The organism is Streptomyces sp. NPDC047108 (genome assembly GCF_040643575.1).
Lineage (GTDB): Bacteria > Actinomycetota > Actinomycetes > Streptomycetales > Streptomycetaceae > Streptomyces.
Window position 1 is genome coordinate 51670 of sequence record NZ_JBEYUP010000017.1, and the last position, 16300, is coordinate 67969.

Here is a 16300-nt window from a genome sequence, read left to right on the forward strand (position 1 = left end):
GTGGTCCGGATGCGGGCGAGGCGTGGCCAGGGGGTGCGGCAGCCTCGGTGCCCGCGTTCGTACGCCGTTCCCGGAACGGTCGTGTCAGTGCGCCGCGGCCTCGAAGTCGGCGATGTGGTGGGTGACCCACTCGCGATAGGTGTGGGCCGGCCGCCCGGTGACCTGCTCCACGGTCGGGAGGACCTCGGCCGTCGTGCCCTGCCAGGAGGCGAGCTGGTCGAGAAGGAACGAGGCCGCCTCTTCGGGCATCTGCCCGACCAGGTGCTTCAGGGCCTCGTCCCGGCTCAGTTCCTCGAACTGCACGGGACGGCCGAGGGTTTCGGCGATGATCCGCACCCGGTCGATCTGCGTCAGGGACTCGGGGCCGGTGAGCGTGTGCACGCTGCCGGCCTGCGGAGCCAGCAGGGACCGAGCGGCGACCGCGGCGATGTCGCGCTCGTCGACGGGTGCGGCCGCTGCCGTGCCGTAGGCCGCGCGGACGACACCGCCGTTCGCGATCTGCCCCGCCCATCCGAGGTCGTTGCGCATGAACAGGCCCGCACGCACGAAGGTGTGCGGAATGCCCGACCTGACGACCGAGGCCTCGCAGCCGAGGTGGGCCTCACCGATGAACCCCGGCTCGGGGAACTCCACGGCGGACGACGACAGCAGGGCGACGTGCTCCACGCCCGCGGTCCTGGCGACGTCGAGAAAGCCGTCGAGAGCACCGAACACCGGGAAGAGGAAGACCCGGTCGACACCCTTCAGGACGTCGGTGAGCGATTCCGGGCGGGTGAGGTCGCCGGGCATGACCTCGACGTCCGCCGCCATTCCGGACGTTGCGGGTTCACGCGTGACCGCGCGGACCTTTTCCCCGGCGTCCAGAAGCCGGCCGACGATGTTGCGGCCGACGTTTCCGGTGGCTCCGGTGACCAGAATCATGAATGTCGCTCCCTCGGTAGGTGCTGAACCGACGCCGTCCCGGAGTGATCGATGGCCAGGTCAACGTTGGTGAGACCAACGTTAGCAGATTCGTGGGTGTGGCCAACAGATCTGCTAGAGTTCTGGCGTGGACGCGAAGGCTCTCTCCCAGGCCCCGGGCCGGCTGCACTCCCTTCCGAGCTGGCAGATCACGCAGATCGCCACCCATGCCGGGCGGGTCGTGTCCGACGCCCTCGCCGGCGTCGACTCGCGTCGCTACCACTTCGCCCTGCTGGCGGCCCTCGAGGAGTTCGGCCCGCTCAGTCAGGCCGAACTCGGGCGCCGCTGCGGGATCGACCGCAGCTACATCGTCGAAGCGGTCAATGAACTCGAGGCGGCGGGCCAGGTCGTCCGCGCAACCGACCCCTCCGACCGCCGCCGCAACACCATCACCGTCACCGAGGACGGAGTGGCTCAGCTCCGGCGCATCGACACGGCCCTGGCCGAGGCCCAGGACGCCGTGCTCGCGCCGCTCTCCGCCGCCGAACGCGACCGGCTGACCGCCCTGTTGGGGCGCGTCCTGGAGCACTGCGCCGACCTGCGCGGCTGACCTCCCCTCACCCCTCCCGCACTCTTCCTGTTTTCCCTCCCTGTTGTGTCAGCGGATCGTCATGTGACGGTCAGCCGTATGCGGGCATCGCACCTGGAATGTCGCGGAACGGTCTCCTCGAAGCCCCTGGCCGGGCTGCGCCGCAAGGCTTCGGAACAGTCTTCGTCAGGTGACGGACAATTCACCAGTTCCCGCCCCAAGTCGGTCCGATACTGAAGTGGTTCGAGAACAGTTCGTCGAGGGGGGAAACCGATGACGAAGCAGTACCAGGGTGTTGCGCACATGGCGGGGGCCAACAGCATGTGCGAGGGGGTGCACTGCCGGAAACCGTCCGCATCCGGAGCCGTACGCCGTGGGGAGCGTCCGCTGCTCGGCACCCGCCTGTGCTCGTCCTGCCTGGGCGCCATGGCGCGCACGCTGACGAGCCTTCCGGCGCTCCACGAGGAGTGCGGGCGCGTGCTCGGGGGATCGGGGCAGCGCCGGTTGGAGCGGTCGCCCGGCCGCACCACGCCGGGGTTGCCGCTCAACACCGCCGCCGTGGAGGCTCGTGAGGCGATGATGCGCGTCCTGGCCTCGTGGAGCGGCCTGGTCGTCGACGAGCGCGGTACGTCCGTTCCGCGCCGTGACGTCCGCGTCCTCGCCGCCTTCCTTCTGCGCCATGTGGACTGGCTGGCAGGGCACTCCGCCGTCGCCGAGCTGACCGCGGAACTGGAACGGCTCCTGGCGTTCGCCGGACGGGTCGTCGAACCGCCCCAGGTGCAGCGCATGGTCATCGGCGCATGCGCCCGCGAGGGGTGCGGCGGAACCCTCAGCACCTACGCCGGACCGCGCCGGAACGGCCCGGAGGACACCCGGATCGTGTGCACCGCCGAGCCGGACCACAACTGGGCCATGCACGAGTGGGTGAGCCTCGGGCGCCGGTCGCCCGCTGCGGGGAGCCCGAAGGCCACGGACGGCAGGCCCGCCGCCGGCCGCACGCTGTGGCTGCGGGCCGCGGACATCGCCGTGCTGTGGAAGGTCCCGCGCGGCACGGTCTACCGCCTGGCCAGCGAGCACGCGTGGCGGCGCGGCAGCCGGGCGGGGAAGACGTACTACCACGCCGAGGACGTGGAGCGTTCGCTCGCGGGCCGCGTCCGCGGCCCGCGAGCGAAGGCGGCGATGCGTTAGCCGAGGCCGATCCGGAAGCCGATCCCGCGCACGGTCACGATCCAGCTGCTCGAACGCAGCTTGGCGCGCAGGCTGTTGACATGGGTGTCGATGGTGCGGCCCATCGTCCAGCCGTCGTTCCACACCTGAGTCATCAGCTCCTTGCGGGTGAGGACGACACCGGGACGTGAGGCGAGGGCCACCAGGAGGTCGAACTCCTTGCGGGTCAACGTGATGTGGTCCTCGCCCAGTCTCACCTGCCGGGAAAGAACGTCGATATGCAGCGGACCGTGGGTGATGGTATTCGTCTCCTTCGGTCTGGACTGGGTGCGCCGCAATATCGCCTGTATTCGTGCGACGAGTTCCCGGACTCCGTACGGTTTGTCGAGGCAGTCGTCCGCCCCCGCCTGAAGTCCGAGTACGCGGTCGAGTTCGCTCCGGCCCTCCGTGGCGACAATGATGGGAGTATCGGTAACACTTCTGATGGCACGGCAGACCTCGAGACCGTCCATGTCCGGCAACCCCAGATCGAGAAAGATGAAATCCACTTCGTGGTGAATCGCCAGTGCTTCTTTCCCGGTGGTCGCCTGCTCGGTTTCGTACCCGTGGCGTTGGAGAGTGGAGACGACCAGGTTGGCGGTCGCGGGTTCGTCTTCCACAACGAGCATGCGCATTGCGCTTCTTATCCTTCGTGTGTCGTCGGTGTCCGCCACGGAGGACAGCGCAGAGCGCATGGCGGCGCCGAAGGGACAGAGGGGAACCGCCGAGGCCGGGTCGGCCCATGGCGGTCGGCGGCGCCGTGGGGCGACCACGAGGTACGGGGTGAGCGGGCAGCTGAACCGAAGCCGCCGCCCCGTACCGTCATCGCGCCTGATCCGGGGTACAGGCGCTGGCACATTTCTGCGGGCCGGGCACAACGGCCGGCCCACGTCCGTCAGAGCATCTGACAGGTCGTGACTACTGCTTCAGCATCGCCGGGATCCGTGATGCCGCCCGCCGGTACGACCGAGGGGAAGGCTTGCACGGACCGGCGAGTGCCGGTTCGGGACGCATTTCTTTCGAGTACCTCAACCACCCCGTCCCGCGGGGGGTATTCACATGAATCGGGGTGTGCCGGACCGTTCTGGAGAAGGGTCAAAGCATATGGGACAACCATCCGTGATCGCGACAAGAGAACCCCCGTGAGAAACGGTGCCGAGCGGTCGTCCGCCACGTGTGCACCGGCACTACCGATCTTGTGGACCGGGGGCCCAAAGTTCAAGCTCCCTTTAGAGTTTTGGCCAAAGGGGATCTGTGCGTTGCGGAGGGGCGTCGTCACCCGGTGGCATTTGCCCTGATCTGTGGCGCAGTGGGTGGCCGACACCCGATCCTTCCCACCTGCCTCAGCGTGGGCGGGCTGTTCTTAGGAGTCCGGAACAAGCCATTCGTATCGATAGCCCGGAGATGTTCGCCACATACTCAATTTTCCCGCTCAGGCCCCGATTGACGAGATGTTGTCACACACGGGACGCGCATGGTGCGGATTCGGCGATCCCGGCCGCGGGCCGTCCGGTACGTCCGCCGGCGCTGCCCCGGACGCCTCTGGGCGGCGGGGCCCACGGCGGCGATCTGTTGGCGGCTCTCCTCGCCCGACGACGCCTCCGAGGCCCATGTGTCCAGCAGGAACGCGGCGACCGGCACGGCCGGTCAGTGCGCTCGTGGCCGAATCCGTGGATCATCCCGCCACTGAGGTGCGAGGCTTTCGACGGCGCTCGCTCGACGACATCCGCCGCCGATGACCACCCAGAGACAAGGACGGACCATGGGGATCCAGGTCAACATGACCGATACCGTGCAGGACTACGTCACGCGCATGTCCCTGCGTGAACCCGATGTGCTCGCCGACCTCCGCGAACGCACCGCGGCCCTGCCGCAGCGCACCATGCAGATCTCACCGGAGCAGGGCCAGTTCCTCGCCCTCCTCCTCCACGCCGTCCAGGCCAAGAGGGCGCTGGAGGTCGGGGTGTTCACCGGGTACAGCCTGCTGCGCACCGCCCTCGCCCTGCCCGACGACGGCACCGTGACGGCGTGCGACATCAGCGAGGAGTGGACCGCCGTCGCGCGCGAGTACTGCGACCGCGCCGGCGTGCTCGGCAAGGTCGACCTGCGGATCGGTGACGCCCGGGAGACGCTGGCGAAGCTCGTCGCCGCCGAAGGCGAGCCCTACGACTTCGCCTTCATCGACGCCGACAAGCAGAGCTACGAGCAGTACTTCGAGTACGCGCTGCAGCTCGTGCGCACCGGCGGACTGATCGTCGTGGACAACGTGCTGTGGTCCGGGGACGTGGCCGACGAGACCGTCGACGATGCGGAGACCCGCGCCCTGCGCGCCTTCAACGCCAAGATCCGCGACGACGAGCGGGTCCACATCAGCATGCTCCCGATCGCCGACGGCCTCACCCTCGCCGTCAAGCGCTGACCCGGCCGGCGCTCCCCGTACCGCGTCCGCCGGTCGGACCACCGGACGCGGTACGGGGAGCGCCCTTTCCGGGGCGCGCGGCGCGGCCTTCGTGCGGTGCGGCCCGCGTACGGCCCGGGTCGCCTCAACGCCCCGCCCTGAGCCGTCGCCTGAGGATGGATTAGGTTTTTCCTCCGCCATGTCCCCCCATCGAGGAGAACCTCACATGACGCGCAGTCCCGTCGGCCTGGCCACGTCCGCCATGGTCGTGCTGTCCCTCGCCGCGCTCACCGGCTGCGGAGGCGGCGACGGAGACGGAAGCGCCACCGGGTCCGACGACTCGTCCTCCGTGACGAAGAAGCTCAGCCCCGCGGATGACGTCGCGCAGCGCATCGTCACCCAGGCCGAGGTCAAGGACTACTCCGTCCGCAAGCCGGACGCGAAGTACGTCATCGCCAAGAACCGGAAGGGGCTCGCTGTTGACAAGTCGACGTGCGTGCAGGCGGCGTACGCCATGAACGGAATGCCCATCGGGGATCCTCGGGCCTCGCTCACGCGCGATGTCGGCAAGAAGAACACCACCGGCATGTCCACCAAGATCACGCTTTCCACCTACGCGGACGGCAAGGCGGAGGCTGCGATGGCCGCACTCGCCCGGTCGGTGAAGTCCTGCGGCGGCCCCTTCATCGCCAAGGGGAGTGGCGGCAACAACCCGTACGGATCGGTCAAGGCCGAAGCTGATCCCGGGTACGGCGACAAGTCCCTCGCCTTCGCGGCAACTTATGACGCGAACGGCGCCGAGCAGAAGTTCCGTACCCAGGCCGCCCGCTTCGGTGACACCGTCGTCGTCTACTTCACGTTGAACAGCGATGCACTCCTGTCGTCCTTGCCCGGTGAGGCGAAGATCCCGATGTCCGTCGTCAAGGCCCAGAACGCCAAGCTCGGCTGACCGGCGAAGTGGACACCGAACCCGCCAGGGACCCCTGGCGGGTTCGTCGTTCTCCGGGCTGCCGACGATGTTCCGTCCCCCTTGTCCATCTCACCTTTCCCGCCGACCCCGACCCCGACCCCGACCCCGACACCGTCACCACCGCCGCCCTGGACGGGGGCGGGTGGAACCCGTACCCGCTCGGGGACGACGTCGTCTCCGGAGATCCGGACTGCCGGATCAAGGTGCTGCGGACGGTCGGAGTGCGCACTCCGGTCAAGGTCGTCGCCTTCTTCACCGCCGAGCCGTCCACCTTCGCCCGGCACTTCGTCAACGACGAGGCGTTCGTGCTCCTGGAGGGGCACATCGCCCTCACCCTGGACACCGGCGAGCGGTACGAGATGCGGGCCGGCGACGCGATGTCGCTGCCGGGCGGCCGGGAGGGTGTCTGTGAGGTCTTCGAGCCCAGCCGTAAGTTCACCGTCGTCACCAGCGCCTGAATTCCCCGTCCTCCGGCTGGGGGTGACGAACGGGGGCGAGGTCAGACCGTGTTGGCCGACCTGTCCTGCAGCGCCCTGAGGACGTCCTCGTCGAGGCGGGTCTTGATGGTGCCCAGCGTCGGGCCCGCCTTCGTGGTGAGGGATGCGGCGAGATCGATGCCGCGCTGCCGGACGGTGTCCTCGTCCGCGGTCTCGTCGACGATGCCTGCCGCCAGCGCCTCGGCGCCGCCGTAGCGATGTCCCGAGATCATCATGCGGCGAGCGATCGGCGGGGTGAGCCGGGAGCGGAGGAACGCCGTCAGCCCGGGGGTGAAGGGGATCTGGATGTCGACCTCGGGCAGGCAGATGAACCCGCGGTCCGCTCGCATCACCCGGTGGTCGTGGGCGAGGGCCAGGATCGCGCCCGCGGCGAACGCATGCCCCTGCACGGCGGCCACGGTCGGCACGGGGAGCGAGATGAGCCGTGCGACGAGATCGTGCAGGGTGTCGACGTAGTGACCCAGTTCCTCGGGGTGCGCGCCCACCCATGCGAGATCGAGCCCGTTGGACCAGAACTTCCCTGTCGCCACGGTGACCAGGGCCCGGGGCCCGGCGGCCGCCTCGACGTCCGCGAAGGCGGCGTCGAGCTCTCTCATCCAGTCCGGATGGAAGCGGTTCTCGTCCGCACCGAGGTCCAGTACGAAGACGTCCTCGAGGCGCGTCAGTTCAGGCATGTGGGCGGTCCCTTCCGGCCGTACGCATCCGATGGCCTCTTAAGTTACTGGCCGGTAGTGCGACGGTGATGAGCATGCTCTGCTCAATGCCACGGGAAACGTGCGGGGGAGAAGCGGGCTGCGCCCTCGTACCTGTGCGCGGGCCGGGCGACGCTGCGATGATGCGTCGATGGCCGAGATCTCCGCCGCAGTGCTCGCGCGGGCGCTCACGCGCGCGGGCAAGTCCTTCGCCCCCGACGAACTCGCCTACCTCTCCCTCACGTCCAAACCCGAGCACCCGGTCCGTGACCGCATGGCGTGGGTCCTGCACACGGAACTGCCGGGCTGCGTCGCTGCCCGCGAGTGGAGCCCCGAGGGCGGCCGTGCGCGCACCGACCTCGCCGTCCTGGACGCATCCACGTACGAACCACTGGCCCTGGTGGAGATGAAGGCCGCCTACACCTTCGACTTCGCGCGGGAGGGACAGCGGTCGACCGCACAGTACCTGCGGAGCATGGCCGAGGATCTGGACAAGGCGCGTGCGGTCGGTGGCAGCAGGACGCGCCTCTTCGCCGTCCTGCTGCTGACGCATCCGGCGACCGCTCCGCTCGGGCCGTCGCGGGTGGTCAAGTACGGGCCGGAGATGGCCCGTTCCTTGCGCGAGCGGAGCGCCGCCGACCTGGTGGCCGCGGCGCGGCGGAACGCGGGAAGCGGCCTGAGCGAGATGGGGTCCGTCAGGAACGGCACGCTCCCGGCGGGGACGGCCTTCGGCGTCGAGGTGGCCCTCGACTACTTCCTCGTCTCGGCGGAGTAGACGCCGGCTTCCTGCGTGCCGGGTTCCGTACGTGGGCGTGACACGCTCCCGGCCCGCGGCCGTGGGGCCGCGAGCCGGGAGTGGGAGCCGAGGGGGGGTGGGACTACCGGTTGACGGTTCCGATGTTGCGGGAGACGTCGACGGCCTGGCACTGGTTGGAGTTCCTTGCGCCGGAGAGCGTCACGACCAGGTTGTTGGGGTTGCCGCAGTTGTTGTTCTGCCGGCCGGACTGCGCGACGTTCTGCTGGAAGAGTTCGCCGCCGATGCTGGAGCCACCTTCGGCCTCGGCGCCTCCGCCGAAGTCCTGGGTGTGGGCGTTGAGGGAGTGGTCGGTGGTGCGGCAGTCGGTCCGGTCGCGGCCACCGGTGATGGTGACATCGCCGGCGTTGGGGTTGGCGCAGTTGTTGTTCTGCTTGCCCTCCTGGGCGATGTTCTGCTGGAAGGCAGTCCCGCCGGTGCTGGAACCGCCCGTGGCCCGGGCGCCGCCGCCCTTGACCAGGGTGTCGTGGTTGAGAGAGCCGTCCTTGTGGCCGCAGCGGCTGCTGGTTCGTCCACCGGTGATCTCGAGGTCGAGGCTGTTGCTGTTCGCGCAGTTGGTGTTCTGACGCCCCTCCTGGGCAACATTCTGCTGCTCCAGATCCGCGCCGCTGGCGCCACCGGTAGCCTCCGCACCTCCGCCGATCTCCGCGGTGCGGACGCTCTTGGAGTGGTCGGCGGTCCAGCAGTCGGCCTCGTCACGTCCCCCGGTCAGCTCGATGTCGGCGTCGTTGGGGTTGTGGCAGTTGGTGTTCTGCCGTCCGGACTGCGCGATGTTCTGCTCATCGATGTTCGCGCCCAGGCCGCCGCCTCCGGAGGCATTCGCGCCGCGCCCCGTGGACAAGGTGTGCCGGGAGAAGGAGGCGTCCTTGTTCCGGCAGTGCCCTGTGGAGCGGCCTCCGCTGATCACGACGTCCGGGTCGTTGGGGTTGGCGCAGTTGTTGTTCTGCCGGCCTTCCTGGGCGATGTTCTGCTGATTCAGACTGAACTCGGTGCCGCTGCCCCCGGTCGCGTTGGCGGGCCCTCCCTTGGTCTTCGTGTGGAGGTTGACGGAGCGGTCCTTGTCGGTGCAGAAGCCCTCGACTCTGCCTCCGGTGACGCTGATGAGCTCGATGGCGTTGGGGTTGGCGCAGTTGTTGTTCTGGCGCCCTGACTGGGCAGTGTTCTGCTGACCGAAACTGTCGACGCCGGAGCCGCCCTCGGCGTTCGCGCCGCCGCTGCGCACCTTCGCGGACTTGTTGAACGAGCCGTCGACGGTCTTGCACCGGCTGTCGAGCCGGCCCCCCGTCAGCGAGATGGTCTCGTCTTCCTCGGTCTCGGTGTTGGGGTTGCCGCAGTTGTTGTTCTGCCGACTGGACTGCGCGGTATTCTGCTGGAATTGGTCACCCGCGGTCGAGGACCCGCCCGTTGCCCGGGCGCCCGGGCCGTCCGCGGCGAACGCCGCCCCGGCGCCCACGGACGCCCACCCGCCTACGGCCAGGACCACCATGGCCGCGGTCGCCACCTTGTGTCCGCGCTTGTACATTCCGGCCTCCCACTGTGATTCATCAGCCTTTTGGGTAACCGGTCAACGACACATCTGCCAAAGGGGAATGGAATTCCGAGGGGAATCCGCTCGAACAGCCCATGCGTCACGACCTCGTGATGCGGAGGTGAATGGCCTCATATCTTGGGGCGCGCACGTCGTGGCGTACGGCGTCCACGTACGGCATCCGCTCACGGAGGCGGCCACCGCCGCGTGAGTCCTGCGGGAAACGCGGACAAGGGCTCCGGGGCACGCGCCATGGGAGGCGTGCCCCGGAGCCCATGCGGCCTGCAGAGGATCAAGTCCAGACCGCGCACTGCTCCCGCAGAAGGAACCGTGTTCTCAGTGCACCCTCCTCAACGCAGAGGGGTACGCGACGTTACGCATATCCGCAAGAATTCAATGAGTTGGCCGTCTCCGCCATCGCTCGAAGCCGTGGAATATGCTTCCCGAATATCTCGCCCCGTGAGTCTCGTTTGTCCGCCTGTCGCGGCAATGCGGTGACACAGGAATCATCATCTCTTCGGTCCCGCCAAGAATATCTCGTACACCTGTGGGCTGATATCTCTTCGCAGCCGGACAGGTGGAGGCCGCGAATGCCGCCGCGCTCTTTCCGGCCCGCTGTACCGCGGACCCGAAAGAGCGCGGCGGCTCCGGTCGTCGCTCAGATGTCGCGGAAGATCTCGATCTGCGCGCCCACCGAGTTCAGCCGCTCCGCCAGGTCCTCGTAACCCCGGTTGATCACGTACACGTTGCGCAGGACGGACGTGCCCTCCGCGGCCATCATCGCCAGGAGCACCACCACCGCGGGCCGCAGGGCCGGCGGGCACATCATCTCGGCGGCGCGCCAGCGCGTGGGGCCCTCGACCAGCAGGCGGTGCGGGTCGAGGAGTTTGACGTCCGCGCCGAGGCGGTTGAGGTCCGTCAGGTAGATGGCCCGGTTGTCGTAGACCCAGTCGTGGATCAGGGTCGAGCCCTGCGCCGTGGCCGCGATCGCCGCGAAGAACGGCACGTTGTCGATGTTGAGCCCAGGGAACGGCATCGGGTGGATCTTGTCGATCGGCGCCCGCAGCTTGGACGGCCGTACGGTGAGGTCGATCAGCCGTGTACGGCCGTTGTCCGCGGCGTACTCCGCCGTGCGCTCCGTGTCGAGCCCCATCTCCTCCAGGACGGCCAGCTCGATCTCCAGGAACTCCACCGGCACGCGGTGGATGGTCAGTTCCGACTCCGTGACCACCGCCGCGGCCAGCAGGCTCATCGCCTCCACCGGGTCTTCGGACGGCGCGTAGTCCACGTCGCGGTCGATGGACGGTGTGCCGTGCACGGTGAGGGTCGTCGTGCCGACGCCCTCGACCTTGACGCCCAGCTGCTCCAGGAAGAAACACAGGTCCTGGACCATGTAGTTGGAGCTGGCGTTGCGGATGACGGTGACACCGTCGTGGCGGGCCGCGGCCAGCAGCGCGTTCTCCGTCACCGTGTCACCGCGCTCGGTCAGCACGATGGGGCGGCCGGGCGCGACGGTGCGGTCGACCTGCGCGTGGTAGGTGCCATCGGTCGCGGTGACTTCGAGCCCGAAGTGGCGAAGGGCCGTCATATGGGGCTGGACGGTGCGCGTTCCGAGGTCGCAGCCGCCCGCGTACGGAAGGCGGAAGTGCTCGGTACGGTGCAGCAGCGGGCCCAGGAACATGATGACGCTCCGGGTCCTGCGGGCCGCCGTCGTGTCCATCGCGTCCAGGTCGAGCTGGGCGGGCGGGACGATCTCCAGGTCGCCGTCGTCGTTGAGCCACCGTGTGCGGACGCCGATGCTCCCCAGCACCTCGAGGATCCGGAAGACCTCCTCGATCCGCGCGACCCGACGGAGCGTGGTGCGGCCGGAGTTGAGCAGGGAGCCGCAGAGCAGCGCCACGCACGCGTTCTTGCTCGTCTTCACGTCGATACTGCCGGACAGGGGGCGTCCGCCGACGACGCGCAGATGCATCGGGCCCGCGTAGCCGAGGGAGACGATCTCGCTGTCGAGCGCCTCGCCGATGCGGGCGATCATCTCCAGGCTGATGTTCTGGTTCCCGCGTTCGATGCGATTGACGGCGCTCTGGCTGGTGCCCAGCGCCTCGGCGAGTTGGGTCTGCGTCCATCCCCGGTGCTGCCGGGCGTCACGGATGAGCCTGCCGATGCGTACGAGGTAGTCGTCTGCCATGACCCGAGGCTATCTCACATATGAGATGAAGCTGATGTTGAGGCGCCGTACATTTCGGCCGAAAAGGTGAAAAGTGCCCTCGGAGCTGGCTTTGTCAGGTCGGCACGATGCGTGTCACGATGCTTTCGATCAGTGCATCCAGGTGGCCCGGGGACTCCGGTGGTGCCGATGGCTCCGCCGCCGCGAGCACCGCCGGCAGCGTCAGGTGCTCGACGATCAGCCCGAGCATCGCGAAGAACAGCACCAGGACCGTCGTACGGTCGCCGGGCAGTCCCGCGTCCAGGTGGAAGCCGACGTTGGCGTCCAGGTCCTCGCGGATCGTGCGGGTGAGCGCGTCCCGCAACTCCGGCCGCCTGGTGGCCTCCAGGCGGAGTTCGAGCAGTGCCACATAGCCCGCCCGGTCCCGCGAGATCCGGTCCATCACGTCCCGCATCAGTGCGCCGACGAGCTCGCGTGACCGCGGCGCCTTCATGACCTCGGCCAGGGCGTCGGGATCGGGGGCGAGGCGCTGATGGATGTGACGCCCGGCCTGGTTGAAGAGGTCGTCGCGGTTGGCGAAGTAGTTCGAGGACGTGCCCGGGGGGACGCCCGCCGCGGTGTCGACGGCCCGGAAGGTCAGGCCCCTGGCCCCCTCGCTCGCCAGCACCTCGATCGCGGCATCGACGAGCGCCGCACGTCGTTCCGGGTTCCGCACCATGTCGCCTCCTCCTTGGCCCCGGGAAATCCGTCCCGCGAAATCCCCTTGCAGCAACCACTCCGCATGGAGCACTTTACATGGAGTGGTTGCGCTTCCGGTCGCCTCGGCCGGGTCGCTCCTCGCCTACTCGCTTCCGTTCCACCCGTTTCCGTTCCACTGGTTCCCGACCTCGAATGAGGGCCTCCGTATGCGCACGCTCACCTACTACGTCGGCGTCAGTCTCGACGGCTTCATCGCCGCTCCCGACGGCTCCTACGACTTCTATCCGCTGGGCGACGACCTCGTGGCCCACATGGCCGCCGAGTATCCGGACCTCCTGCCGACCCCCTTCCGCGCGGCGGCCGGTGTCGACACCCCCGTCACCCGCTTCGACACCGTCGTGATGGGCCGGGCCACCTACGACCCGGCCCTGAAAGAGGGGGTCGCCGACCCGTACGCGCATCTGCGGACCTACGTGGTGACGCGCTCCCTCGGCGAAAGCCCCGCCCCGAACGTGACGCTCATCGCTTCCGATCCGCTCGCGGCCGTGCGGGAGCTCAAGCGCCAGGAGGGGCTCGGTATCTACCTCGCGGGCGGGGCGCGGCTCGCGGGCGCGCTGCTCCCGGAGATCGACGAGCTGGTGATCAAGACGTATCCGATCGTCCTCGGCAGCGGAATCCCCATGTTCTCGGCGGAGTTCGGGGTCGAGTCGTTCCGTCGCACCTCCGGTCGCGCCTTCGGCGGCGGGGCCATGATCACGACCTACGTCCGCGAGCGCGAGTCCGGGTGACCGCCGCCGCGGCGCGGCGGGGCCCCGCGCCGCACCGCAGGGGTCGCGTACGAGGGGCCGGGTGTTCCGTGCCTGGCCAGAGGTCGGGGCATGACCGGGCAGCGGTGATGTACTAGAGTTATCTCGACATCGAGATATCTTGCGAGAGGCGCACCGCTGCCGCCCCTCGGTAAGGGTTACCTAACTAAGCCTTACCTTAGCGGACCGGCCACGAGCCGGGGCGGCAGGATCGCGTGAGAAACGCGCATTGAATGAAGGAGACTGTCGTGTCGGCGAACAGCTTCGACGCCCGCAGCACGCTGCGCGTGGGCGACGAGTCGTACGAGATTTTCCGGCTGGACAAGGTCGAGGGCTCCGCCCGACTGCCGTACAGCCTGAAGGTGCTGCTGGAGAACCTGCTCCGCACCGAGGACGGCGCGAACATCACCGCCGACCACATCCGCGCGCTGGGCAACTGGGACGCGAGCGCCCAGCCCAGCGAGGAGATCCAGTTCACCCCGGCCCGCGTGATCATGCAGGACTTCACCGGTGTGCCGTGCGTGGTCGACCTCGCCACCATGCGCGAGGCGGTCAAGGAGCTCGGCGGCGACCCGGCGAAGATCAACCCGCTGGCCCCGGCCGAGCTGGTCATCGACCACTCCGTCATCGCCGACCGCTTCGGCACGCCTGACGCCTTCGTCCAGAACGTGGAGCTGGAGTACGGCCGCAACAAGGAGCGCTACCAGTTCCTGCGCTGGGGCCAGACCGCCTTCGACGAGTTCAAGGTCGTACCTCCCGGCACCGGCATCGTCCACCAGGTCAACATCGAGCACCTGGCGCGCACCGTCATGGTCCGGAACGGCCAGGCCTACCCCGACACCCTCGTCGGCACCGACTCGCACACCACCATGGTCAACGGCCTCGGCGTCCTCGGCTGGGGCGTCGGCGGCATCGAGGCCGAGGCCGCGATGCTCGGCCAGCCCGTGTCGATGCTCATCCCGCGCGTCGTCGGCTTCAAGCTGACCGGTGAGCTGCCCACCGGCACCACCGCCACAGACCTCGTCCTCACGATCACCGAGATGCTGCGCAAGCACGGCGTCGTCGGCAAGTTCGTCGAGTTCTACGGCGAGGGCTGCGCGTCCGTGCCGCTGGCCAACCGCGCCACCATCGGCAACATGTCGCCGGAGTTCGGCTCCACCGCCGCGATGTTCCCGATCGACGGCGAGACCATCAACTACCTGAAGCTGACCGGCCGCAGCGAGCAGCAGCTCGCGCTCGTCGAGGCGTACGCCAAGGAGCAGGGCCTCTGGCTCGACCCGGCCGCCGAGCCCGACTTCTCCGAGAAGCTGGAGCTGGACCTCTCCACGGTCGTCCCCTCGATCGCCGGTCCGAAGCGCCCGCAGGACCGCATCGTCCTGGCCGAGGCCGCCGAGAAGTTCGCGCAGGACGTCCGCAACTACGTCCCCGTCGCCGACCTCGACGAGGCGGGTGTCGAGTCCTTCCCGGCCTCCGACGCCCCGGCCGTCACCAACGGTGTGCCGACCAAGCCCACCCCGGTGATCGCCCCCGACGGCAGCCAGTACGAGATCGACCACGGCGCCGTCACCGTCGCCGCGATCACCTCCTGCACCAACACCTCGAACCCGTACGTCATGGTCGCCGCCGCCCTGGTGGCCAAGAAGGCGGTCGAGAAGGGCCTCACCCGCAAGCCGTGGGTCAAGACCACCCTGGCCCCCGGGTCCAAGGTCGTCATGGACTACTACGACCGCGCCGGCCTCACCCCGTACCTCGACAAGCTGGGCTTCAACCTCGTCGGATACGGCTGCACCACCTGCATCGGCAACTCCGGCCCGCTGCCGGACGAGGTCTCCAAGGCCGTCAACGAGGCCGACCTCGCCGTCACTTCCGTGCTCTCCGGCAACCGCAACTTCGAGGGCCGGATCAACCCGGACGTCAAGATGAACTACCTGGCGTCCCCGCCGCTGGTCGTCGCGTACGCCATCGCGGGTTCCATGAAGGTGGACATCACCAAGGACGCGCTGGGCACCGACAAGGACGGCAACCCGGTCCACCTCGAGGACATCTGGCCCTCCGAGAAGGAGGTCGAGGAGGTCGTGGCCTCCGCGATCGGCCAGGAGATGTTCGCCACCAGCTACGCCGACGTCTTCGCCGGCGACGCCCAGTGGCAGGCGCTGCCCGTCCCGACCGGCAACACCTTCGAGTGGGACCCGCAGTCCACCTACGTCCGCAAGCCCCCGTACTTCGAGGGCCTGACGATGGAGACCACCCCGGTCGAGAACATCGCGGGCGCCCGTGTGCTGGCCAAGCTGGGCGACTCGGTCACCACCGACCACATCTCCCCGGCCGGTGCGATCAAGGCCGACACCCCCGCCGGCCAGTACCTCACCGAGCACGGTGTCGAGCGGCGTGACTTCAACTCCTACGGCTCCCGCCGCGGCAACCACGAGGTCATGATCCGCGGCACCTTCGCCAACATCCGCCTGCGCAACCAGATCGCGCCGGGCACCGAGGGCGGCTACACCCGCGACTTCACTCAGGACGGCGGACCGGTCTCCTTCATCTACGACGCCTCGCGCAACTACATCGCGCAGGGCACCCCGCTCGTCGTCCTCGCGGGCAAGGAGTACGGCTCCGGCTCCTCCCGCGACTGGGCCGCGAAGGGCACCGCGCTGCTCGGCGTCAAGGCCGTCATCGCCGAGTCGTACGAGCGCATCCACCGCTCGAACCTCATCGGCATGGGCGTCCTGCCGCTGCAGTTCCCCGAGGGTGCCTCGGCGCAGAGCCTCGGCCTGACCGGCGAGGAGACCTTCGACATCACCGGGATCACCGCCCTCAACGACGGCGGCATCCCGGAGACCGTCAAGGTCAAGGCCGGCGAGGTGGAGTTCGACGCCAAGGTGCGCATCGACACCCCGGGCGAGGCGGACTACTACCGCAACGGCGGCATCATGCAGTTCGTGCTGCGCTCGCTGATCCGCAAGTAGGCACAGCCTCGCGGAACGAGGGGCGGGCTCCTGGCCGGGAGCCCGCCCCTCGTCACGTGTACGGCGCC

General features: G+C 68.7%; 14 protein-coding genes. 8 read left to right on the forward strand and 6 right to left on the reverse strand.

All coding sequences use genetic code 11. The features are described from left to right. Positions 1–84 precede the first annotated feature (84 nt). Positions 85–921, reverse strand: a complete 837-nt coding sequence (locus ABZ822_RS25870; RefSeq protein ID WP_360858905.1) for an NmrA family NAD(P)-binding protein — start codon at positions 919–921, stop codon at positions 85–87. A 127-nt stretch (positions 922–1048) separates the two neighbouring features. Here ABZ822_RS25870 and ABZ822_RS25875 point away from each other — a divergent pair, with 127 nt between their 5' ends. Then, entirely contained in the window at positions 1049–1510 is a 462-nt protein-coding gene (locus ABZ822_RS25875; RefSeq protein WP_360858908.1) for a MarR family transcriptional regulator, read from the forward strand. A 252-nt stretch (positions 1511–1762) separates the two neighbouring features. Next, positions 1763–2677 (forward strand): hypothetical protein, encoded by a 915-nt coding sequence (locus ABZ822_RS25880; RefSeq protein ID WP_360858911.1) that lies wholly within the window; start codon positions 1763–1765, stop codon positions 2675–2677. Here the strand turns inward: ABZ822_RS25880 and ABZ822_RS25885 are convergent. Then, positions 2674–3330: a response regulator transcription factor gene (locus ABZ822_RS25885; RefSeq protein WP_360858914.1), complete on the reverse strand. Its 657-nt coding sequence runs from the start codon at positions 3328–3330 to the stop codon at positions 2674–2676. The two genes, ABZ822_RS25880 and ABZ822_RS25885, sit on opposite strands and share 4 nt — an antisense overlap. 1127 nt (positions 3331–4457) lie before the next feature. On the opposite strand from ABZ822_RS25885, the gene ABZ822_RS25890 reads away from it, so the two are divergent. The 3 genes from ABZ822_RS25890 to ABZ822_RS25900 all read left to right on the forward strand — a co-directional run bounded on the left by ABZ822_RS25890 (position 4458) and on the right by ABZ822_RS25900 (position 6521). Next, positions 4458–5114 carry a class I SAM-dependent methyltransferase gene (locus ABZ822_RS25890; protein ID WP_360858917.1) on the forward strand — a complete coding sequence of 219 codons (657 nt, stop codon included), beginning with the start codon at positions 4458–4460 and terminating at the stop codon, positions 5112–5114. 205 nt (positions 5115–5319) lie between these two features. Continuing rightward, entirely contained in the window at positions 5320–6042 is a 723-nt protein-coding gene (locus tag ABZ822_RS25895; protein WP_360858920.1) for a hypothetical protein, read from the forward strand. 8 nt (positions 6043–6050) lie between these two features. Beyond that, positions 6051–6521 (forward strand): cupin domain-containing protein, encoded by a 471-nt coding sequence (locus ABZ822_RS25900; protein ID WP_360858923.1) that lies wholly within the window; start codon positions 6051–6053, stop codon positions 6519–6521. A 41-nt stretch (positions 6522–6562) separates the two neighbouring features. Here ABZ822_RS25900 and ABZ822_RS25905 read toward each other — a convergent pair whose 3' ends face one another. Next, positions 6563–7234 (reverse strand): enoyl-CoA hydratase-related protein, encoded by a 672-nt coding sequence (locus ABZ822_RS25905; protein ID WP_360858926.1) that lies wholly within the window; start codon positions 7232–7234, stop codon positions 6563–6565. Between the two features lie 169 nt (positions 7235–7403). Here ABZ822_RS25905 and ABZ822_RS25910 point away from each other — a divergent pair, with 169 nt between their 5' ends. Further along, positions 7404–8027, forward strand: coding sequence for a hypothetical protein (locus ABZ822_RS25910; RefSeq protein ID WP_360858929.1), 624 nt, complete (start codon positions 7404–7406; stop codon positions 8025–8027). Positions 8028–8130: 103 nt separating this feature from the next. Here the strand turns inward: ABZ822_RS25910 and ABZ822_RS25915 are convergent, their stop codons facing one another. From ABZ822_RS25915 to ABZ822_RS25925, 3 genes are all read right to left on the reverse strand, one after another. After that, positions 8131–9588 carry a hypothetical protein gene (locus ABZ822_RS25915; protein WP_360858932.1) on the reverse strand — a complete coding sequence of 486 codons (1458 nt, stop codon included), beginning with the start codon at positions 9586–9588 and terminating at the stop codon, positions 8131–8133. A gap of 664 nt (positions 9589–10252) precedes the next feature. Beyond that, positions 10253–11782 carry a UDP-N-acetylglucosamine 1-carboxyvinyltransferase gene (locus ABZ822_RS25920; RefSeq protein ID WP_360858935.1) on the reverse strand — a complete coding sequence of 510 codons (1530 nt, stop codon included), beginning with the start codon at positions 11780–11782 and terminating at the stop codon, positions 10253–10255. Positions 11783–11876: 94 nt separating this feature from the next. Continuing rightward, complete coding sequence (locus ABZ822_RS25925; protein ID WP_360858938.1) at positions 11877–12479, reverse strand: TetR family transcriptional regulator; 603 nt, start codon at positions 12477–12479, stop codon at positions 11877–11879. A gap of 187 nt (positions 12480–12666) precedes the next feature. Between ABZ822_RS25925 and ABZ822_RS25930 the strand changes: the two genes are divergently transcribed. Further along, a complete protein-coding gene (locus tag ABZ822_RS25930; RefSeq protein ID WP_360858941.1) occupies positions 12667–13248 on the forward strand; it encodes a dihydrofolate reductase family protein in 582 nt (193 codons plus the stop codon). A 266-nt stretch (positions 13249–13514) separates the two neighbouring features. Continuing rightward, positions 13515–16232 (forward strand): aconitate hydratase AcnA, encoded by a 2718-nt coding sequence (gene acnA / locus ABZ822_RS25935; RefSeq protein WP_360858944.1) that lies wholly within the window; start codon positions 13515–13517, stop codon positions 16230–16232. Positions 16233–16300 lie beyond the last annotated feature (68 nt).